Here is a 15,260-nt window from a genome sequence, read left to right on the forward strand (position 1 = left end):
CCGGCGTCAGCAGGCGATGTTGCTGCCGAGGTTGTCGAGGAGGGCGTCCGCCACCCAGCCGGACACGCCGGTCGTGGTGTCCTTCAGGTAGGTCCAGGTGTAGGTCGTGTGCCCGTTGGCGGTGACCTTGTCGCCGTTGGTGAAGCACCAGAAGTCGACGTTGTGGGTGTACTGCCCGTACCCCAGGGAGGCGCAGCTGGTGTGCGGGCCGGAGCGGATGTTGACGTTGCTGGCGTTGAAGAGCTGGCCGCCCGCGGTGTCGACGTTGGTGCGGGAGTGGCTGCAGGATGCGCCGGCCGGCGCCGCCGCGCTGATGACGGCGACGCCGGAGCAGGCGGTCGCCAGCGCGACGGCCGTCGCGACGGAGGAAAACTTCCGCACGTTGATCAACCCCTCGAAGTCGGAGCAGCACGCAAAGTGATCCGAATATTTGCATGCTTCAAGATGCAGATCAAGAGTTCGCCGGGCCGCCGTTCCGGCGGCGGACCTGCTGAGCGCCCCCACCTACTCGACGTGGACCGCCTCGCCTGGGCGTGGTGCGATGCCGGGCGGCCGGACGACCTGCCTCGACACCGGACGGAGCCGGCGCCGGGCCGGCCGGATCCTGACCGGCACCCGGGCCGGGCACCGGTCAGGACGGCCGGCTCAGGCGTTGGCCGAGATCCCCACGTCGGGGCCCGCCGCCGGCTCCTCGGCGGCCCGCACGGCCGACTCCGCCTCGGGGGCGGTGCGTTGCGCCGGTGGACGCACCGCGAACGCGTCGAACGTGGGGCCGTTCAGCGGCGCGCGCGAGGCGTTCGCGTCACCGGTCGGCAGTTCCGGGCCCTCGGGGCGCTCCGCCGCCGGACGGTCGGCCGCGTCGTGGCCCGCGCCGTCGCCGAGAGGGCGGGGAGCGACCTGCGGATACTCGGCGGTTGCCGCGCCGCCCGCAGCGGCCGCCATGACCGCCGCGGCGGCCAGGTCGGCCACCCGCTTCGCCTCGCGCTGCACCCGGGCCCGGGTCTCCTTGGCGTGCTGCTCGGCGAGGTCCGCCGCCCGCCGCGCCTCGTCGAGCCGCTTGGTCTCGGCCGCCAGGTCCCGGCGTACCTCGACCAGGCGCTCCTCCAGCGCGGCCCCCTCCTGCTCGACCGTGGCGATCTCCTGGCGGGTCCGTTCCAGCCGCTGGCCGACGGTACCCAACTCGGCCTGGAGCTGCGTGAGGGTCTCCTGCCGCTGCTGGATCTCCTGCTGCACCGTGGAGAGCTGCTCCTGGTGCGCCGCGGTCTCCTCGTCGGCCCGCTCGCGGACCTCGGTGGCGTACTGCTGGGCCTCGGCGACCAGCGCGGCGATGTCCCGTTCGGCGGCGCTGGCCCGGTCGGCCAGCTCCTGCTCGGCGGCGGCCCGCCGCTCGTCCAGCTCACGGGCCATGGTGGCCTGCCACTGGGCCAGCTCCTGCTGGGCCTTGCTCCGGGTGGCCTGAACCTCCTGCTGGATCTGCGTGCGGGCCGCCTTCACCAAGGCCTCCGAGGCGGAGCGGGCCTGGTCGACCTGCTGCGCGCTCTGCTCGGCGATCCGCTTCGCCTCCTGCTGCGCCCGCTCGTGGGCGGCCTGCCCCTCGACGCGCAGCTTCTCGGCCATCTCCCGGATCGCGGTGAGCTCCGCCTGCGCGGCGGCGCGCTGCTCCTCGTGCGCGTTCTCCTGCTCGGCGCGGCGCGCCGACAGCTCGTCCTCCAGCTCCCGCAGTTGGCGGACAGCCTCCTCCTGCGCCGAGGCCAGTACCTTCTCGGCCTGCTCCTGCAGGTCGGCGGCGCGCCTGGTCGCGGTTTCGGTGATCTGGGCGGACTGCCGCTCGGCCAGGTCGAGGATCTGCTCGACCATCGGACCGAGGTCCCGGAAGGACGCCCGGTCCACCTCGGCCGGTCGCTGCCGCAGCTCCGCCGCCTCGGCCTGGGTCCGCTGCACCTGCGTGGTCAGCTCCCGCACCTGCGCGTACGCCCGGTCCCGACCGGCCGCCAATGCGGACAGTTCGGCTTCCATCTGCTCGACGTACCGGTCCACCTGGCGTTTGTCGTAGCCGCGCAGCGCCGGGTCGAACCTCGGCCGTGCGGACACGTCGTCGTGGGATGCGAACGGTTCCTCGCCGTTGGACATTGCGCCATCCTCCGTCAGGTTCGCCAGCGTCGGGCCGGCGGACGACCGCCCCGCAAGGGCATGATGAGGCGCAACGGTACCGTCGCCGGTGCGCGGGTCCTGCCCCACCCCGGTCCTCGGCCGGGCGCCGTGCGCGTCCAGCCGGTCGTGCACCAGGTCGACCCGGTGCCGTCGTCGACCGGAGTGAACCGGCCGGAGCGGTCCGCTGGGCCCGCCCGGCCCGAAACCGGCTGGCCGGAAGCCACCCTCGGCCCGCATCCTGGCCGGCATGACGACCGTACGGGAGTTGACCGCCGCCGACTGGCCGCAGCTGTGGCCGATGCTGCGCGACATGGGCGTCGGCGACGAGCCCGCCGAGACGCACCGGGAGCGCTTCCTGCGCCTGCTCGCCGACCCGCGCTGGGCGCTGCTCGGCGCGGTGGACGCCGGCGGGCTGACCGGGTACGCCGCCGCCCAGGATCACGGCCCGCACCTGCGCTCCGGCGACACGCACCGGACCGCGCGCCTGCACGACCTCTACGTACGGCCGGACCGGCGCCGGCACGGGGTGGGCCGGGCGCTGCTCGCGGCGGTGACGCGGTGGGCCGCCGGGCGGGCCCGCTACCTGGAGTGGCAGGCGCACCGGGAGCGGGCGGCGCCCTTCTACGAGCGGCTCGGCCACCGCGGCGAGCCCTGCCCGCAACCCGAGTACCCGACCTTCATCGTCGACCTCGGCCCGCGCTGAACCTCACGGAAGCGGATGGGAGATGCCCCGGGCGTGGTCGGTGATGGCCGCGCCGACCACGGTGGCGGTCAGCGGCAGCACCTCCAGGCAGCGGCGCACCGCCGCGCCCATCAGCGGGTTCGGCACCCGCATGGAGAGCGTGCAGTGCGGCACCCAGCGTCCCGGCTGGTAGTGCTCGACCAGCCCGATCCCGGCCCGGGCCAGCCGCTGGTGCACCTGGGCGTGGTGGGCCAGCAATTCGGCGGTCGGGGCCGGCCCGAGCCACAGCACCCGCCCGACGAACTGTCCCGCGTGCTGGAACTCCAGCCGCAACGGCGCGGCCACCACCATCCCGGCGAGCGCCTCGGCCACCCGCTCCGGGTCGAACCGGGGCGCCACCGCGAGCGAGACGTGCGGGCGGTGCCGCTGCTCCAGGAGCGACCGCATACTTTGCACGCCCTCGGACTCCAGCGCGTCCCAGAGCACCCGGATCCGCCGGGTGGCGTCCGTGTCGAGATACAGCTCCAGCGCCGCGACCACGCGATCACCCTAAGAGGTGAGGTTTGCCCGGCCCGGTGGGCGGTACTGCCCCGGTGGCACCGACGGCGAGGAGCGTGGACGAGTGGACGTGAACGACCTGCTGACCGAGGCGTACGACCGGCTGCCCGATCTGGTGGCGGCGGCGGTCGACGGGCTGAGCCCGGAGCAGCTGTGCCAGCCTCCGGCGCCCGGGGCGAACACGGTGGGCTGGCTGGTCTGGCACCTGACCCGGATCCAGGATCACGGCGTCGCCGACCTGCTGGGGGAGGAGCAGATCTGGGTCACCGGCGACTGGGCGCGGAGCTTCGGGCTGACCGCCGACCCGGACGACACCGGCTTCGGGTACGGTCCCGAACAGGTCGCCACCGTACGGCCGGAGAACGGTCAGGTGCTCCTCGACTACCACGTGGCGGTGGTCGACCGGACCCGGCGGTATCTGCGCGGGGTGCGCCCCGCCGACCTGGACCGGGTGGTCGACCTGAACTGGGACCCGCCGGTCACCCTCGGCGTGCGGCTGGTGAGCCTGCTGGACGACGATCTGCAGCACGCCGGTCAGGCCGCGTACGTGCGCGGGCTCGTCGAGCGGGGCTGACCGCCGCCCGCGCGCGGCTGAGCCCCGGTCACCGCTGCCCCGCCGTGGTCTCCTCCGCCGGCCCGGAGGATCCCGCGGCGGCGGGCCGGGCCGCGACGGCCCCGGCGGGGGCGGGGACCGCTCGGATACGCCGCGCCAGCCCCTTGTCGACGCCGACGAACAGGAGCCCGAGCAGCCAGAACGCGAACGCGAAACCGAGCGAGCTGAGCCCCACCCCGTCGTAGCCGAGCTGACCGGCGTCCACGAACGGATACGGGTAGCGGTGCACGATCAGGCCGCGCACCAGGGCGAACCCGAGGTACGCCAGCGGGAACGCCAGCCACCAGGCCGCGTAGCGGAGGCGCAGCCGGCCGCGCTGGTCGAACAGCACCCAGTCGGCGAGCGCGAGTAGTGGCACGACGGTGTGCAGGAACTGGTTGCCCAGCGCTTCGCCGAGCGCCCGGTCGGGCTGGGCCATCGCGAACGGGCTGGCCGGGTTCGCCAGCACCAGGTGGTAGACCACCCCGGTGATGGTGATGTAGAGAGTCACCGCACCCTTGAGCACGGACGGTGGCTCCGGCCGGTCGTGCCAGCACCGCCAGGCGGCGTATCCGGCGAACCCGCCGACTGCCACGTTGCTCTGGATGGTGAAGTAGGGCAGCAGCCCGGTCACCGTGGCCGGGCCGAGGGCGGTGAGCACGATGCCGGCCACCACGCTGAGCACGGTGGCCAGGCGAAAGAGGATCGCCAGCCGGCGACGCCGCGGGGTCACCGGGGCAAGCTATCAGCCCGGCCGCCGCAGGTCGCCGGCCCGAGGTGCGCCGGCCGAACGGGACCGCCGGCACTGGCCGCGCCGCGCGACCGGACGGGGCATCCGGGGCCACGTGCCCGGCCGTTCAGCGCAGGGTCGGGCGGACCGGGGCGGACAGGTGCACGGACGGACCCGCCGGGCGGATCGCCGGCGGCCCCGTGACGGCCGGGGTGGCGGCGGTGGTTGCCGGGCCACCGGCCGGCTGGCCGGTAGCGGGTCCGGTGGGCGGGCTGTCGGTCCGCTCTTTCGTCCCGTTGCTGGCACCCTTTTTCTTGTCCAGCGCGTCGAGCAGCCGCTCGCAGTAGCCGGTGACCTTGTCCCGGCCGCCGGCGGTCGAGACCAGGTCGGCGAAGCTCGGCGTCTCCAGCACGCGCCGCCGCTGTTCGGCTGCCTTCACGAGGTACGCGCGGCAGAGCCCGGTGAGGCGAGCCGATGTGCTCGGCTGGCCGGTCGGACCGGCGGTCGGGCTGGGTGCGGCGGCCGGGGTGGGCGAGGCGCCCGGCCCGGTGGTCGGCGAGCCCGGCAACCCGGCCCCGGCCTTCGGCGTCGCGGTGGTCTCGGCACCACCGCTGATCGGCGCCGGCAGCGTGTCAGTGGCGGCGGCGAGCGCCACGCCACCGGTGGCGGCGGCCAGCAGCGCGGCGAGCGCGATCTTCGCGCTGAGCAGGCTGGCGACGAACCCCTGCCCGGGGCGGGGTGCCGCCGGGAGCAGTCCGGCGCGCGCCGTGCGGAACGCCTGGAGGGCGGCCGCCTCGCCGCCGAGTTCGTGCGGGCGGGCGGCGACGCGGACGGCGGCGAGGAGCCGGAGGAGCACCTCGGGAACGTCCTGCGCGTCGGCGCCCGGACCGACGAGCAATCGCTCGACGGTCTCCTGGTCCATCCGGTGTGTGGTCATCTCGTGTCCCTCAGCGCCGCCACGCTTCGTGACGTCACATGGAAACCTCCGCCGGTAACCCGAACCGGGCGTGAGACCGCTCACCTGCCTCGGGTGGTCACCCCATCGTCTTCGCCCCGTCGATCGACTCGCGGATGATGTCCGCGTGGCCGGCGTGCTGCGCGGTCTCGGCGATCAGGTGCAGCAGCACCCGGCGCACCGACCAGCTCGCCCCCGGCTCGAACCACGGCGCGACCGGCAGTGGGTGCGCCTGGTCCAGGTCGACGGTGGCGATCAGGACGTCGGTCTCGGCGGCCACCCGGTCGAACTCGGCGAGCAACCCGGCCACCGTGTCGCTCTCGGTCATCCGGAACTGGCCGACCCAGTCGACCGGCTCGCTCTCCATCGCTTCGGCGCCGCCCACGGCGAACCGCATCCACCGCTCCTCGACGACCGCCACGTGCTTGATCAGCCCGCCGAGGCAGAGCTCGCTCACCGTGCTGCGCCGGGCCGCCTGCTCGTCGGTCATGCCCTCGACGGTCTGCCGCAGGAAGCCACGGTGTCGGCGCAGCGTCGTGAGCAGGTCGGCCCGCTCACCGGTGAGGACCTGGTCGGAGACGCTCATATTGTCCGCCTTTCGCTTGATGACCGCGGCCACCGTACGACGGCCTACCGACAGTTTCCGGCTTCCACCCGGGACCGTCCCGGTTGCCGATTCGTCCGGTTGGCGGTGCACTGAATGACATGGGTGTCATCAAGGTGGGCACGTCATCCTGGGCCGACCAGTCGCTGGTGCGCTCCGGCTGGTATCCCCGCGCGGTCAACACCCCCGCGGGCCGCCTCGGCTTCTACGCCGAGCGGTTCGGGCTGGTCGAGGCGGACACGTCGTACTACGCGATCCCATTGCCGGAGACGGCGGCGGGCTGGGTGGCCGCCACCCCGCCGGGGTTCACCTTCGACGTCAAGGCGTTCCGCCTCTTCACCGGCCACCACACCCCGGTCGCGGCGCTGCCCCGCGAGCTGCGGCCGGCCGGCGGGCCGAGCCTGATCCGCTGGCGGGACCTGCCCGCCGGGGCGTACGACGAACTCTGGGACCGGTTCCACGCGGCGCTGGCGCCGCTCGCGGCGGCCGACCGGCTCGGCACCGTGCTGCTGCAGTTCCCGCCCTGGCTGGCCCGCGGCGACGCCGCCAAACGGCGGATCCGGGAGACGGCCCGGCGGTGCCTGCCCTGGCCGGTCTGCGTCGAGCTGCGGCACTCCTCGTGGTTCAGCGAGGAAGCGGTGGTGGACACCGTGACCTTCCTGCGCGAGCAGGGGCTCGGCTACGTCTGCGTGGACATGCCGCAGGGCCATGTCTCCTCGGTGCCGCCGATCCTGATCACCACCGCCGACCTCGCGGTGGTCCGGTTCCACGGGCACAGCACGGCCTGGGAGAGCGGCGACAGGCAGGACAGATTCCCCTACGCCTACGGCGAGGAGGAACTGCGGCACTGGTCCGAGCTGCTGCGTGAACTGGCCGACCAGTGCGCCGAGCTGCACGTCCTGATGAACAACTGCTGCGGCGACCAGGCCCAACGGGACGCCGCCCGGCTCGCCGAACTGCTCGGCGTCGAGGCCGTCCGGGAGCGGGCCGGCGCGGGATCCTGACCCCGAGCCGAGCGAGGCCCGGCGGGGCTCGCTCCGTGCGTCGGGTCGTCAGCGGGCGTCGGTGTCGTCGCCACCACGCCCGTACCGGCTCAGCCGCGCCGCCGGACGCCCTCCGGGTGCATGCCGGTGGCCTCCTCCAGCGCGTTGTCCGGCAGGTCGCCCTCGGCGCTGTCGTCCGGAAAGGTCCGGGCGGACGGCGCCGGATCCGGCGGCGCGCCCGGTCCGGCCTCAGCGGTGCGGGTCGGCTCCACCGACCCGAAGCCGTGCCGCCCGGCCGCCGGCCCGCCCGCCGCCGCCCCGCGCGCCCGGCGCTCACCCCGCCGGCCCTCCGGGACCGCGGGCTCCTCGCTACCCTCGTCCATCGGCGAGTCCTGGCCCGCGCCCCACGGCGGGTCGGCGTCGAAACCGTCCGTGGTGCCCCACGGCTTGCTCGCCTCGGGCCCTCGCCCCTCGCCCGTCCCCGGTCGTTTCTTGCTGCTCATCGCCACCTCACCCTGGCTGGGTTCCCGTGCCCGCGCTGAATGCCCGCCACCTGCCCGGTCATGCCGGATCGGCGTCCGCGAGCGGCCGGCGGCGCACGTCGTTGTGCGCCCGCCGGCCGCTCGGCGGGTCAACGGCCGGCCGTGACCAGGTGCCGCGTGGCCGCGCCCATCGCGGCGACCTTGGCGATCGTCCTCGGCGAGCCCAGGGCGACCTTGCCGATCTTCGGCGCGCCCTTGCCGGCAACCTTCCCGATCTTCGGAGCGCCCATCGCGGCGACCCTCAGGCCGGCGATCTTGCCGATCTTCGGAGCAGTCATCCCGACTGCCTTGCCAAGCTTCGGCCCGCCCATCGCGATGACCTTGCCGGCCATCCTCGGCCGGGTGATCACCCCGCCGGCCCGGCCGAGCATGCCCCGGAGCACCTGGCCCGGCTTCTGTTGCTCGCTCATGTACGCGGTCACCACCACCAGCGCGCCGGTCAGCGCCGGCACCGCCCACTGGAGCAGCTTCATCTGCCGCTGGCAGGAGGCCACGCTCGCCGGGGTCTGATAGCTCGGCTCGGTGATCCCCTCGACGGGCGGCCCGCCCGCCCGCTCCAGCTTCTTGCCGAGCATCCGGCTGTAGCCGGTGACCGCCAGCGCGCCCACGGTCAGCGCGGTCTTCACCGCGCTGATCTTCCCCACCCCGGACTGCACCGCCATCCGTGGGCTCTCGGTGACCATTTCGCCGACCGCGCCGGCCAGGTGGGCGCCGATCGCCGCCGCGTTGACCGGGGTCCAGCGCGCCCAGCCCGCCGAGGCCACCGGCAGCCGCTGCGTCGAGTCGTCGACCCGAGCCGCCGCCGCGTTGACGCCGAGCGCGCCCATCAGCGAGCCGCCGAACCATGCCGCCAGGCCCAGATCGTGCATCGACCGCAACGCGGTGTGCCGTTCGGACATCTGATCCCCCTCCGCCGTGTTCGGGCGGTGCGGCATACCCACGTTCCGGCCGGCTACGCCCCCGATCGCGCCCGTCCGGCGGACCCGGCGTGCCGCCCGGCCACCGGTCAGCGGCGCGGCAGGGTGGCGGCGAACGCGGCGACCCGGGCGGCCAGCGGGGTCGCGGCGCGTACCCAGGTGAAATGGTCCAGCGGGCCGCCGGCCTCGGCCACTGTGTAGCGGTGTCGGGTCACCGGCGCGGCGGTGAGCTTGCCGCAGAGGTGGTCCAGGGTCTCGTGCGGGGTGTACTGATCGTCGTCCACGCTCACCGCGAGGACCGGCGTACGCACCCGGCGGACCGCCGCCTCGGCGTCGACCCCGTCGAGCACCGGGAACCGGCCGGTCCGGGCGGTGTACGCCCAGTCCCGGATCACCCCGCGGGCCTGCCGGCCGCCGAACCCCCAGCCCGGCCACACGCCGAGCAGCCGGGCCACCGCCGCGATCCCCTGGGTGTACGCCAACACCCCCCAGCCGCGCAGCCCCGGGTATCCGCGCCACCAGGGCAGGCCGACCGCCACCAGGGCCAGCCCGTCCGCCGCGTCCGCGTCTTGCAGGGCCTGGTGCAGCAGCGCGACCTGGCCGCCGAGGGAGTGCCCGAGCAGCAGCCGGGTACGGCCGTCCAGCCGGGGCTTGAGCGCGTCGAGCACGGCGCCGACGTCAACGACCAGTTCGGGGTAGCCGTAGCGGCAGGTGCGCGCGGGAGCCGGAGTGCTCTCGCCGGTGCCCCGCAGGTCGACCACGACGACGGCGAGCCCGGCGCCGCGCAGCGCGGCGGCGAAGGGGCGGTAGTAGCGGGCCCGCACCCCCATCGCCGGCCAGAGCACCACCACCGGCGCGCCGGGCGGCCCGTCCGGCTCCGGGTAGACCTGCACGCCGATCCGCGCCCCGTCGACGTCGACGAACTCCTGCGTGTACTCCCCGCTCACCGGCTCAGGGTACGGCGGCAGGCTACCGGCGGGTAGCCGAGGGGGTGCCGCACCCGGCCGCCGGTCCGGTCGGCGCGGACCGGTCCGTCCCGTCCCGGGCGGCCGGGACGAGCCGCCCCACCGCGCCGGGAAAGGCCCGTTCGACCCGGTCGACGGCTGCCAGCACCGCGGGCACCGCCAGCTCGGCCAGCGCCGGGTGGAGCCCGTCCCCGGGCGGCCGCGGCCCCGCCCAGAGCGCCTGATGCCACGGCCGGTCCGGCGGCGGGCCCCAGAGCGCGGGCGAAACCGGGCCGAAGAGCAGCACCGACGGGGTGCCGTAGGCGGTGGCCAGGTGGCCGATGCCGGTGTCGCCGGCGAGCACCAGCCGGGCGTGGGCCACCAGGGCGGCCAGCTCGCCGAGGCCGGTCCGCCCGGCCAACACCGCCGCCGGCGGCAGCGCGGCGCCGCGGGCCACCTCCTCGGCGATGCCCCGCTCACCGGGGCTGCCGGTCACCACCACCCGGTGGCCGCGCGCGGTCAGCTCCCGGGCCACCGCCGCGAAGCGCGCCGGTGGCCAGCGCCGCTCGGCGGCCTTCGCCCCGGGGTGGACGATGCTGACCTCGCTGGGCTGCGCACCGGGTCCGGGGCGGCGCAGCGCCAGGTCCGTCCGGTCGGCCGGGATGCCGTACCAGGCCAGCAGCCGGCACCACCGGTCCACCTCGTGCTCGTCGGCCCGCCACGGTGGACCGTCGTGGTGCCCGGCCTCGGCGTTGGCGAAGGCGAGCAGCCGGCCGGGCCCGACCTCGGCCAGCATCCGGTGCGACCGCGGGCCCCGGCCGTGCAGGTTCACCGCCAGCGTGGCCGCCGGTCCGGACCACCCCAGGTGGCCCAGCCCGTCCGCCTCGACCAGCCGGTCCACCCCGCCGACCAGCGCGACCAGCGGCGCCAGCCAGCGCGGCGCGACCAGCGCCAGCTCATGACCGGGGTACGCGGCGCGCAGCGCGCGCAGCGCCGGCACCCCGGTGGCGAGGTCGCCGACGCCGAGCGCGCGGAGCACGAGGATCACGGGTACGAGGACTCCTGCTCGGCGCAGACCACCAGCTCGCGTACCGCGCAGCCCGGCGGCTGGGCGAGGGCGAACAGCACCGCCGCCGCGGTGTCGGCCGGGTCGTTGAGGTTCGCGTCGGGGCCGGGCCGGTACTTCTCGTCCCGGTCGTCGAAGAACGCCGTCCGCATGCCACCGGGGATCAGCAGCGTCACGCCGACCGTCCCGGCCAGCTCGGCGGCGAGCGCCCGGGTGAAGCCGACCACCCCGAACTTCGCCGCGCAGTACGCGGTGGCGTCGCTGACCGCCTTGACGCCCAGCGTGGACGCCACGGTGACCACCGTGCCGTGCCCGCGTTCCAGGTACGGCACGGCCGCCCGGACCACCGCGGCGGTGCCGAGCAGGTTGATCGTCACGATCCGGTCCCAGGTGTCGCCCGGCACGTCGGCCAGCCGCCCCGGCACGTCCACGCCGGCGGCGGTCACCACACCGTCGAGCCCGCCGGCCTGCTCGGCGAGCTGGCGGGCGGCCGCCTCCGCGGCGCGGGTATCGGCGAGGTCGCAGTCGACCCAGGGCACCCCGTCGGCCGGCGCCTGCCGGTCCAGCACGTACGGCCGTCCGCCGGCCTTGGCGACCGCGGTCACCACCGCCGCGCCCAGGCCGCTCGACCCGCCGGTCACGAGAATCGCCTTTCCATCCAGGTCCCTGGTCATGCCAGCACTCCGCTTCGCTCCGTGCCGCCATGAGGCACCACTGCCCTGCGTTGATGATTCGCTCGTTGACGCTCGCTCATACGGCTCCCTTGACGAGGTGGAGGCCGCGCTGGCACGCGGCGGAGATGGTGCCGGTGGTGGACCGGCCGGCCAGGTAGGGGACGGTGACGACCCGGCCGCCCCAGCGGTGGACCAGATCCGCCTCGGGCAGCTCCGGCCCGCCGTCCCCGGCGTAGTCGCCGCCCTTTACCCACACGTCGGGCCGCAGCCGGGCCAGCACCCGGTGCGGGGTGGGCTCGTCGAACACCAGCACGCCGTCGACACAGTCCAGGGCGGCCAGCAGCCGGACCCGATCCGCCTCCGGGTTGACCGGGCGCTCCGGCCCCTTCAGCCCGCGTACGCTGCGGTCGGAGTTCAGGCAGACCACCAGGCAGTCGCCGAGACGGCGGGCCGCCTGGAGGGTGGCGACGTGCCCGGCGTGCAGGATGTCGAAGCAGCCGCCGGTGGCGACGACGGTGCCGCCGTCGGCGCGTACCGCAGCCACCAGCTCCTCGGCGGTGCGGGCGGCGGCGGGTGTCGGGGGCTGCGCCGGCTCGCGGTGCAGGCCGGCCGCCCCGCCCGCCGCCACGTACGCCGACGCGGCGGCCACCGCCGCGCCGACCGCCTCGGAGACCAGCGCCCCGTCGCCGAGCGCCAGGGCGGCGGTGGCGGCGAACCGGTCGCCTGCGCCGCAGGTGTCCTCGATCCGGTCCGGAATGGACGGTGGCGGCACGACTAGCGGGGTGCTGCCGGCGTGGCAGAGCGCCGCGCCGTCCGGACCCATGGTCACCGCGACCGCGCCGACCCGCCAGCGGCGCCGCAGCTCGTGCCCGGCCCGGGTCGCGGTGGACAGCGCCGAGCCGGCCCCCGCGTCGCCGGTGAGCTGCCGCAGCTCGGCGAGGTTCGGCGTGGTCAGCCGGGCCCCGGCCACGGCGGCCGGGCCGCGCGGGTGCGGGTCCCACACCACCGGGGCGGACGCCTCGGCGAGCGCGGCGCGCAGCGCCGGCTGCCGGACCAGGCCGCGACCGTAGTCGCTGACCAGGATGGCCCGGGCCTGGGACAGCACCTCCAGCACCGCCTCCGGCGGCTCGCCGGGGGGCTGCGGGCCGCCGCCCCGGTCCAGCCGGAGCAGCGTCTGTCCGCCCGCCCGCAGCCGGATCTTCTCGGCGGTCGCGCCGGGCAGGTGCATCGGATAGACCGCCACCCCTGCTTCGGCCAACAACTCGGCCAGGCGGGCCCCACCGGCGTCGTCGGCGAGCGCGGTCACCAGCGCGACCTCGGTGTCCTGGGCGGCGGCGAGCAGCGCGGCCAGGCCGGCCCCGCCGGGCCGGTCCACGGCGGTGCGCTCGTCCAGCACCGGTACGGGGGCGTCCGGGCAGACCCGGTTCACCGTGCCCGTCACGTCCCGGTCCAGCAGGGCGTCGCCGACCACGACGAGCGGCCCGCTCACCGCTCCACCCAGCCGGTGCCGGTGGACCCGTTGCGGTGGTGCCCGTTCCGCCCGTGGCCGTCGACGCTGTGGCCCGTGCCGCGGTGTCCGTTGGCGGTGTGCCTGTTCGCGCGTTGCCCGTTGGCGGTGTGTCCGTTCGCGGTGTGCCCGTCGCGGAGGACCGGGACGAGCGGTGGTGCCCACCCATCGGCGCTGGTGCCCCGGGACGCGGTCACGGTCGTCGTGGGCAGCTGCCGGATCAAGGGGAGGGCCTGGTCGACGTACTCGCAGAGCAGGTGGGTGGCGACCAGGTGCAGCTCCTGCACCACCTGGCTGTCCGGTGACGGGACGGCGAGGGTTTCGTGGCAGGTGTCGGCGAGTGGGTTGGGTGTGGGGCCGGTGAAGGCCCAGCAGCGCAGTCCGGTCTCGTGTGCGGCGTGGGCGGCGGTGAGCAGGTTGGTGCTGGTGCCGCTGGTGGTCAGGAGCAGGAGGATGTCGTCGGGTCGGCCGTGGGCGCGGACCTGGCGGGCGAAGACCTCGTTGTAGCCGTAGTCGTTGCCGATGGCGGTGAGGGCGGAGGTTTCGGCGTGCAGGGCGATGGCGGACAGGGGTTCCCGGTCGTCGCGGAGTTTGCCGACGAGTTCGGCGGTGAGGTGCTGGGCCTCCGCGGCGCTGCCCCCGTTGCCCGCGACGAGGATCCGTCCGCCCCGGGCGAGCGTCCAGGCCAGCTCCGTGCCCCAGTCGGCGAGCCGCTCGGCCTCCCGCCGGAACGGCAGCAGCGCCGCCGCCAGCCCGGACAGGTGCGCGTCGATCATGTCGCCCCGGGTCATCAGGCCACCGCCCGGGCGGGACGGGCGACCGTGGTCACCGTGGCGTAGACCGCGCTGAGTTGTTCGGCGCAGCGCTTCCACGAGTACCGGCTCCGGATCCGATCCAGCGCCGCCGTGGCGTACGCGAAGCGGCGTACCTTGTCGGTGAGCAGCCGGCGGATCGCGGTGGCCAGCGCGCGGGGGTCGCGCGGCGGCACCAGGTCGCCGGTGAGCCCGTCGACGACGGTGTCGGCGATGCCGCCGACGTTGCTGCCGATCACCGGTACGCCGCAGGCCATCCCCTCCAACGGGGTGAGCCCGAACGGCTCGTACCAGGGCGTGGCCACCAGCACGTCGGCCGAGCGGTACCAGCCGGCCATCTCCTCCCGGGGCACCCCGCCGACCAGCCGGACCCGGTCGGCGACCCCGCAGGACTCGGCGAGCGCCCGCAGCCGCCGCGCGAAGGCGTCGGCGGGCAGCAGCTCGGCCGGCGGGCCGCCGACCACCATGCACTCGGCATCCGGCACCGCGGGCAGCGCCCGGACCACGTCCAGGAAGCCCTTGCGCTCCACCAGCCGACCGGCCGTGAGGATGCGCGGCCTGGCCGGGTCGCGCGGCGCGGCCGGGCCGTCAGGGTGGAACACGCGCTGGTTGACGCCGGAGGGGACCAGCGCCATCCGGGACCGGGGTACGCCCATCCGGACCAGCTCGGCCACCTCGTCGCTGCACTGCACGACGACCCGGTCGACGGCCCGCCCGAGCGCCCGTTCGTAGCCGATCCGTCCTGGTGGGCTGGTGTCCCGGGCGCCCTGGTAGCGGCGCTTCACCGTGCCGAGCGCGTGGTACGTGAGCACGGTCGGCACCCCGGTCCGCCGGCCCGCGTGCACGGTGGCCAGTCCGCTCATCCAGAAGTGTGCGTGGGCCACCTCCGGGGTCCAGCCGTCGCGCCTCCAGGTGTCGGCCAGCCAGCTGCCGAACTCACCCATGTACGGCAGCAGTTCGTCCTTCGGGACCCGCCGTGGCGGCCCGGCCGGCACGTGGCAGACGTAGTAGCCGTCCGGGGTGGACACGGCGTCGGGCAGGGTGGGGGAGTCGCGGCGGGTGTAGACGCGGACGTCGTGTCCCTCGCTGGCCAGCGCGGCCGCGAGTTCCGCCACGTGGGTGTTCTGGCCGCCGGCGTCTTCCTCTCCGAGGACGGCGAGCGGGCTGGCGTGCTCCGAGATCATCGCGATGCGCATGTTTCCTCCTCCATCAGCCGGTCCCAGTCGGCGAGGAACCGGTAGAGCCCGAAGCGTTCCTTCGTCACCTCGCGCGCCCGCGCCCCGAGCCGGTACGCCGCATCGCGGTCCTCGGCGAGCCAGCGGGCCGCCTCGACCAGCGCGTCCACCCGGGTGGAGAGCACCCCCGCGTCGGGCGGCACGGCGTCCACCGCCTCGGTGGTGGCGAGTGCCACCACGGGCATGCCCATGGTCATTGCCTCGATCAGGCTTAGTCCGAGGGATGTCCAGCGGCACAGGTGCAGGTATGCCCGTCGTCGGGCGAGTTCGGTGTGCATGGCGTGTTGTGGTACGTCGTCGTGGCTGGT

Annotated in this window: 17 protein-coding genes and 1 pseudogene; 3 read left to right on the forward strand and 15 right to left on the reverse strand. The window is 75.3% G+C overall.

The window, feature by feature from the left end; translation table 11 throughout:
- Positions 1-6 precede the first annotated feature (6 nt).
- Together ACGF4F_RS36275 and ACGF4F_RS36280 are read right to left on the reverse strand one after the other, a co-directional pair.
- Positions 7-381 carry a hypothetical protein gene (locus tag ACGF4F_RS36275; RefSeq protein ID WP_357446907.1) on the reverse strand — a complete coding sequence of 125 codons (375 nt, stop codon included), beginning with the start codon at positions 379-381 and terminating at the stop codon, positions 7-9.
- Positions 382-645: 264 nt separating this feature from the next.
- Entirely contained in the window at positions 646-2,130 is a 1,485-nt protein-coding gene (locus tag ACGF4F_RS36280; RefSeq protein ID WP_357446904.1) for a hypothetical protein, read from the reverse strand.
- Positions 2,131-2,398: 268 nt separating this feature from the next.
- Between ACGF4F_RS36280 and ACGF4F_RS36285 the strand changes: the two genes are divergently transcribed.
- Positions 2,399-2,854, forward strand: coding sequence for a GNAT family N-acetyltransferase (locus ACGF4F_RS36285; protein WP_393084848.1), 456 nt, complete (start codon positions 2,399-2,401; stop codon positions 2,852-2,854).
- Between the two features lie 3 nt (positions 2,855-2,857).
- Here the strand turns inward: ACGF4F_RS36285 and ACGF4F_RS36290 are convergent, their stop codons facing one another.
- Positions 2,858-3,373, reverse strand: a complete 516-nt coding sequence (locus tag ACGF4F_RS36290) for a 2'-5' RNA ligase family protein (protein WP_357446898.1) — start codon at positions 3,371-3,373, stop codon at positions 2,858-2,860.
- A gap of 82 nt (positions 3,374-3,455) precedes the next feature.
- Between ACGF4F_RS36290 and ACGF4F_RS36295 the strand changes: the two genes are divergently transcribed.
- The gene (locus tag ACGF4F_RS36295; RefSeq protein ID WP_393084851.1) at positions 3,456-3,965 is read left to right on the forward strand and encodes a DinB family protein; all 510 of its coding nucleotides are present in this window, start codon (positions 3,456-3,458) and stop codon (positions 3,963-3,965) included.
- Between the two features lie 28 nt (positions 3,966-3,993).
- Here ACGF4F_RS36295 and ACGF4F_RS36300 read toward each other — a convergent pair whose 3' ends face one another.
- The 3 genes from ACGF4F_RS36300 to ACGF4F_RS36310 form a co-directional block, all read right to left on the reverse strand.
- Positions 3,994-4,716, reverse strand: a complete 723-nt coding sequence (locus ACGF4F_RS36300) for a Pr6Pr family membrane protein (RefSeq protein ID WP_357446892.1) — start codon at positions 4,714-4,716, stop codon at positions 3,994-3,996.
- A gap of 124 nt (positions 4,717-4,840) precedes the next feature.
- A complete protein-coding gene (locus tag ACGF4F_RS36305) occupies positions 4,841-5,650 on the reverse strand; it encodes a hypothetical protein (RefSeq protein WP_357446890.1) in 810 nt (269 codons plus the stop codon).
- A 97-nt stretch (positions 5,651-5,747) separates the two neighbouring features.
- Positions 5,748-6,254 (reverse strand): DinB family protein, encoded by a 507-nt coding sequence (locus ACGF4F_RS36310; RefSeq protein WP_357446887.1) that lies wholly within the window; start codon positions 6,252-6,254, stop codon positions 5,748-5,750.
- A 119-nt stretch (positions 6,255-6,373) separates the two neighbouring features.
- Here ACGF4F_RS36310 and ACGF4F_RS36315 point away from each other — a divergent pair, with 119 nt between their 5' ends.
- On the forward strand, positions 6,374-7,276 hold the full coding sequence (locus ACGF4F_RS36315) for a DUF72 domain-containing protein (RefSeq protein WP_393084856.1): 903 nt from the start codon (positions 6,374-6,376) through the stop codon (positions 7,274-7,276).
- An 89-nt stretch (positions 7,277-7,365) separates the two neighbouring features.
- On the opposite strand, the gene ACGF4F_RS36320 is transcribed toward ACGF4F_RS36315, so the two are convergent.
- The 9 genes and pseudogenes from ACGF4F_RS36320 to ACGF4F_RS36360 form a co-directional block, all read right to left on the reverse strand.
- The gene (locus ACGF4F_RS36320) at positions 7,366-7,758 is read right to left on the reverse strand and encodes a hypothetical protein (protein WP_073838218.1); all 393 of its coding nucleotides are present in this window, start codon (positions 7,756-7,758) and stop codon (positions 7,366-7,368) included.
- A 128-nt stretch (positions 7,759-7,886) separates the two neighbouring features.
- Positions 7,887-8,696, reverse strand: a complete 810-nt coding sequence (locus ACGF4F_RS36325) for a hypothetical protein (protein WP_357446881.1) — start codon at positions 8,694-8,696, stop codon at positions 7,887-7,889.
- Positions 8,697-8,803: 107 nt separating this feature from the next.
- Positions 8,804-9,661: an alpha/beta fold hydrolase gene (locus ACGF4F_RS36330; RefSeq protein ID WP_357446878.1), complete on the reverse strand. Its 858-nt coding sequence runs from the start codon at positions 9,659-9,661 to the stop codon at positions 8,804-8,806.
- Between the two features lie 133 nt (positions 9,662-9,794).
- Positions 9,795-10,706, reverse strand: a pseudogene (locus ACGF4F_RS36335) (glycosyltransferase family 9 protein); the annotation flags it as partial.
- Complete coding sequence (locus ACGF4F_RS36340) at positions 10,703-11,398, reverse strand: SDR family oxidoreductase (RefSeq protein WP_357446875.1); 696 nt, start codon at positions 11,396-11,398, stop codon at positions 10,703-10,705. The gene ACGF4F_RS36340 and the pseudogene ACGF4F_RS36335, both read right to left, overlap by 4 nt.
- A 76-nt stretch (positions 11,399-11,474) precedes the next feature.
- Positions 11,475-12,887 carry a PfkB family carbohydrate kinase gene (locus tag ACGF4F_RS36345; RefSeq protein WP_357446873.1) on the reverse strand — a complete coding sequence of 471 codons (1,413 nt, stop codon included), beginning with the start codon at positions 12,885-12,887 and terminating at the stop codon, positions 11,475-11,477.
- Complete coding sequence (locus ACGF4F_RS36350; RefSeq protein WP_393084861.1) at positions 12,884-13,696, reverse strand: SIS domain-containing protein; 813 nt, start codon at positions 13,694-13,696, stop codon at positions 12,884-12,886. The genes ACGF4F_RS36345 and ACGF4F_RS36350 overlap by 4 nt, the downstream gene beginning before the upstream one ends.
- Positions 13,696-14,913 carry a glycosyltransferase gene (locus ACGF4F_RS36355; RefSeq protein WP_393084864.1) on the reverse strand — a complete coding sequence of 406 codons (1,218 nt, stop codon included), beginning with the start codon at positions 14,911-14,913 and terminating at the stop codon, positions 13,696-13,698. The genes ACGF4F_RS36350 and ACGF4F_RS36355 overlap by 1 nt, the downstream gene beginning before the upstream one ends.
- Positions 14,898-15,260: glycosyltransferase (locus ACGF4F_RS36360; protein WP_393084867.1), on the reverse strand; the 363-nt coding region annotated here is incomplete at its 5' end. The genes ACGF4F_RS36360 and ACGF4F_RS36355, both read right to left, overlap by 16 nt.

It is taken from the genome of Micromonospora sp. NPDC047740, assembly GCF_043204735.1.
In the GTDB taxonomy this organism is placed as follows: domain Bacteria; phylum Actinomycetota; class Actinomycetes; order Mycobacteriales; family Micromonosporaceae; genus Micromonospora.

Bases quoted from the DNA above. Each gene is read 5' to 3' on its own strand.
- ACGF4F_RS36280 (WP_357446904.1), bottom strand. From the start codon at position 2,130: ATGTCCAACGGCGAGGAACCGTTCGCATCCCACGACGACGTGTCCGCA.
- ACGF4F_RS36285 (WP_393084848.1), top strand. From the start codon at position 2,399: ATGACGACCGTACGGGAGTTGACCGCCGCCGACTGGCCGCAGCTGTGG.
- ACGF4F_RS36305 (WP_357446890.1), bottom strand. From the start codon at position 5,650: ATGACCACACACCGGATGGACCAGGAGACCGTCGAGCGATTGCTCGTC.
- ACGF4F_RS36310 (WP_357446887.1), bottom strand. From the start codon at position 6,254: ATGAGCGTCTCCGACCAGGTCCTCACCGGTGAGCGGGCCGACCTGCTC.
- ACGF4F_RS36315 (WP_393084856.1), top strand. From the start codon at position 6,374: ATGGGTGTCATCAAGGTGGGCACGTCATCCTGGGCCGACCAGTCGCTG.
- ACGF4F_RS36320 (WP_073838218.1), bottom strand. From the start codon at position 7,758: ATGAGCAGCAAGAAACGACCGGGGACGGGCGAGGGGCGAGGGCCCGAG.
- ACGF4F_RS36325 (WP_357446881.1), bottom strand. From the start codon at position 8,696: ATGTCCGAACGGCACACCGCGTTGCGGTCGATGCACGATCTGGGCCTG.
- ACGF4F_RS36340 (WP_357446875.1), bottom strand. From the start codon at position 11,398: ATGACCAGGGACCTGGATGGAAAGGCGATTCTCGTGACCGGCGGGTCG.
- ACGF4F_RS36350 (WP_393084861.1), bottom strand. From the start codon at position 13,696: ATGACCCGGGGCGACATGATCGACGCGCACCTGTCCGGGCTGGCGGCG.
- ACGF4F_RS36355 (WP_393084864.1), bottom strand. From the start codon at position 14,913: ATGCGCATCGCGATGATCTCGGAGCACGCCAGCCCGCTCGCCGTCCTC.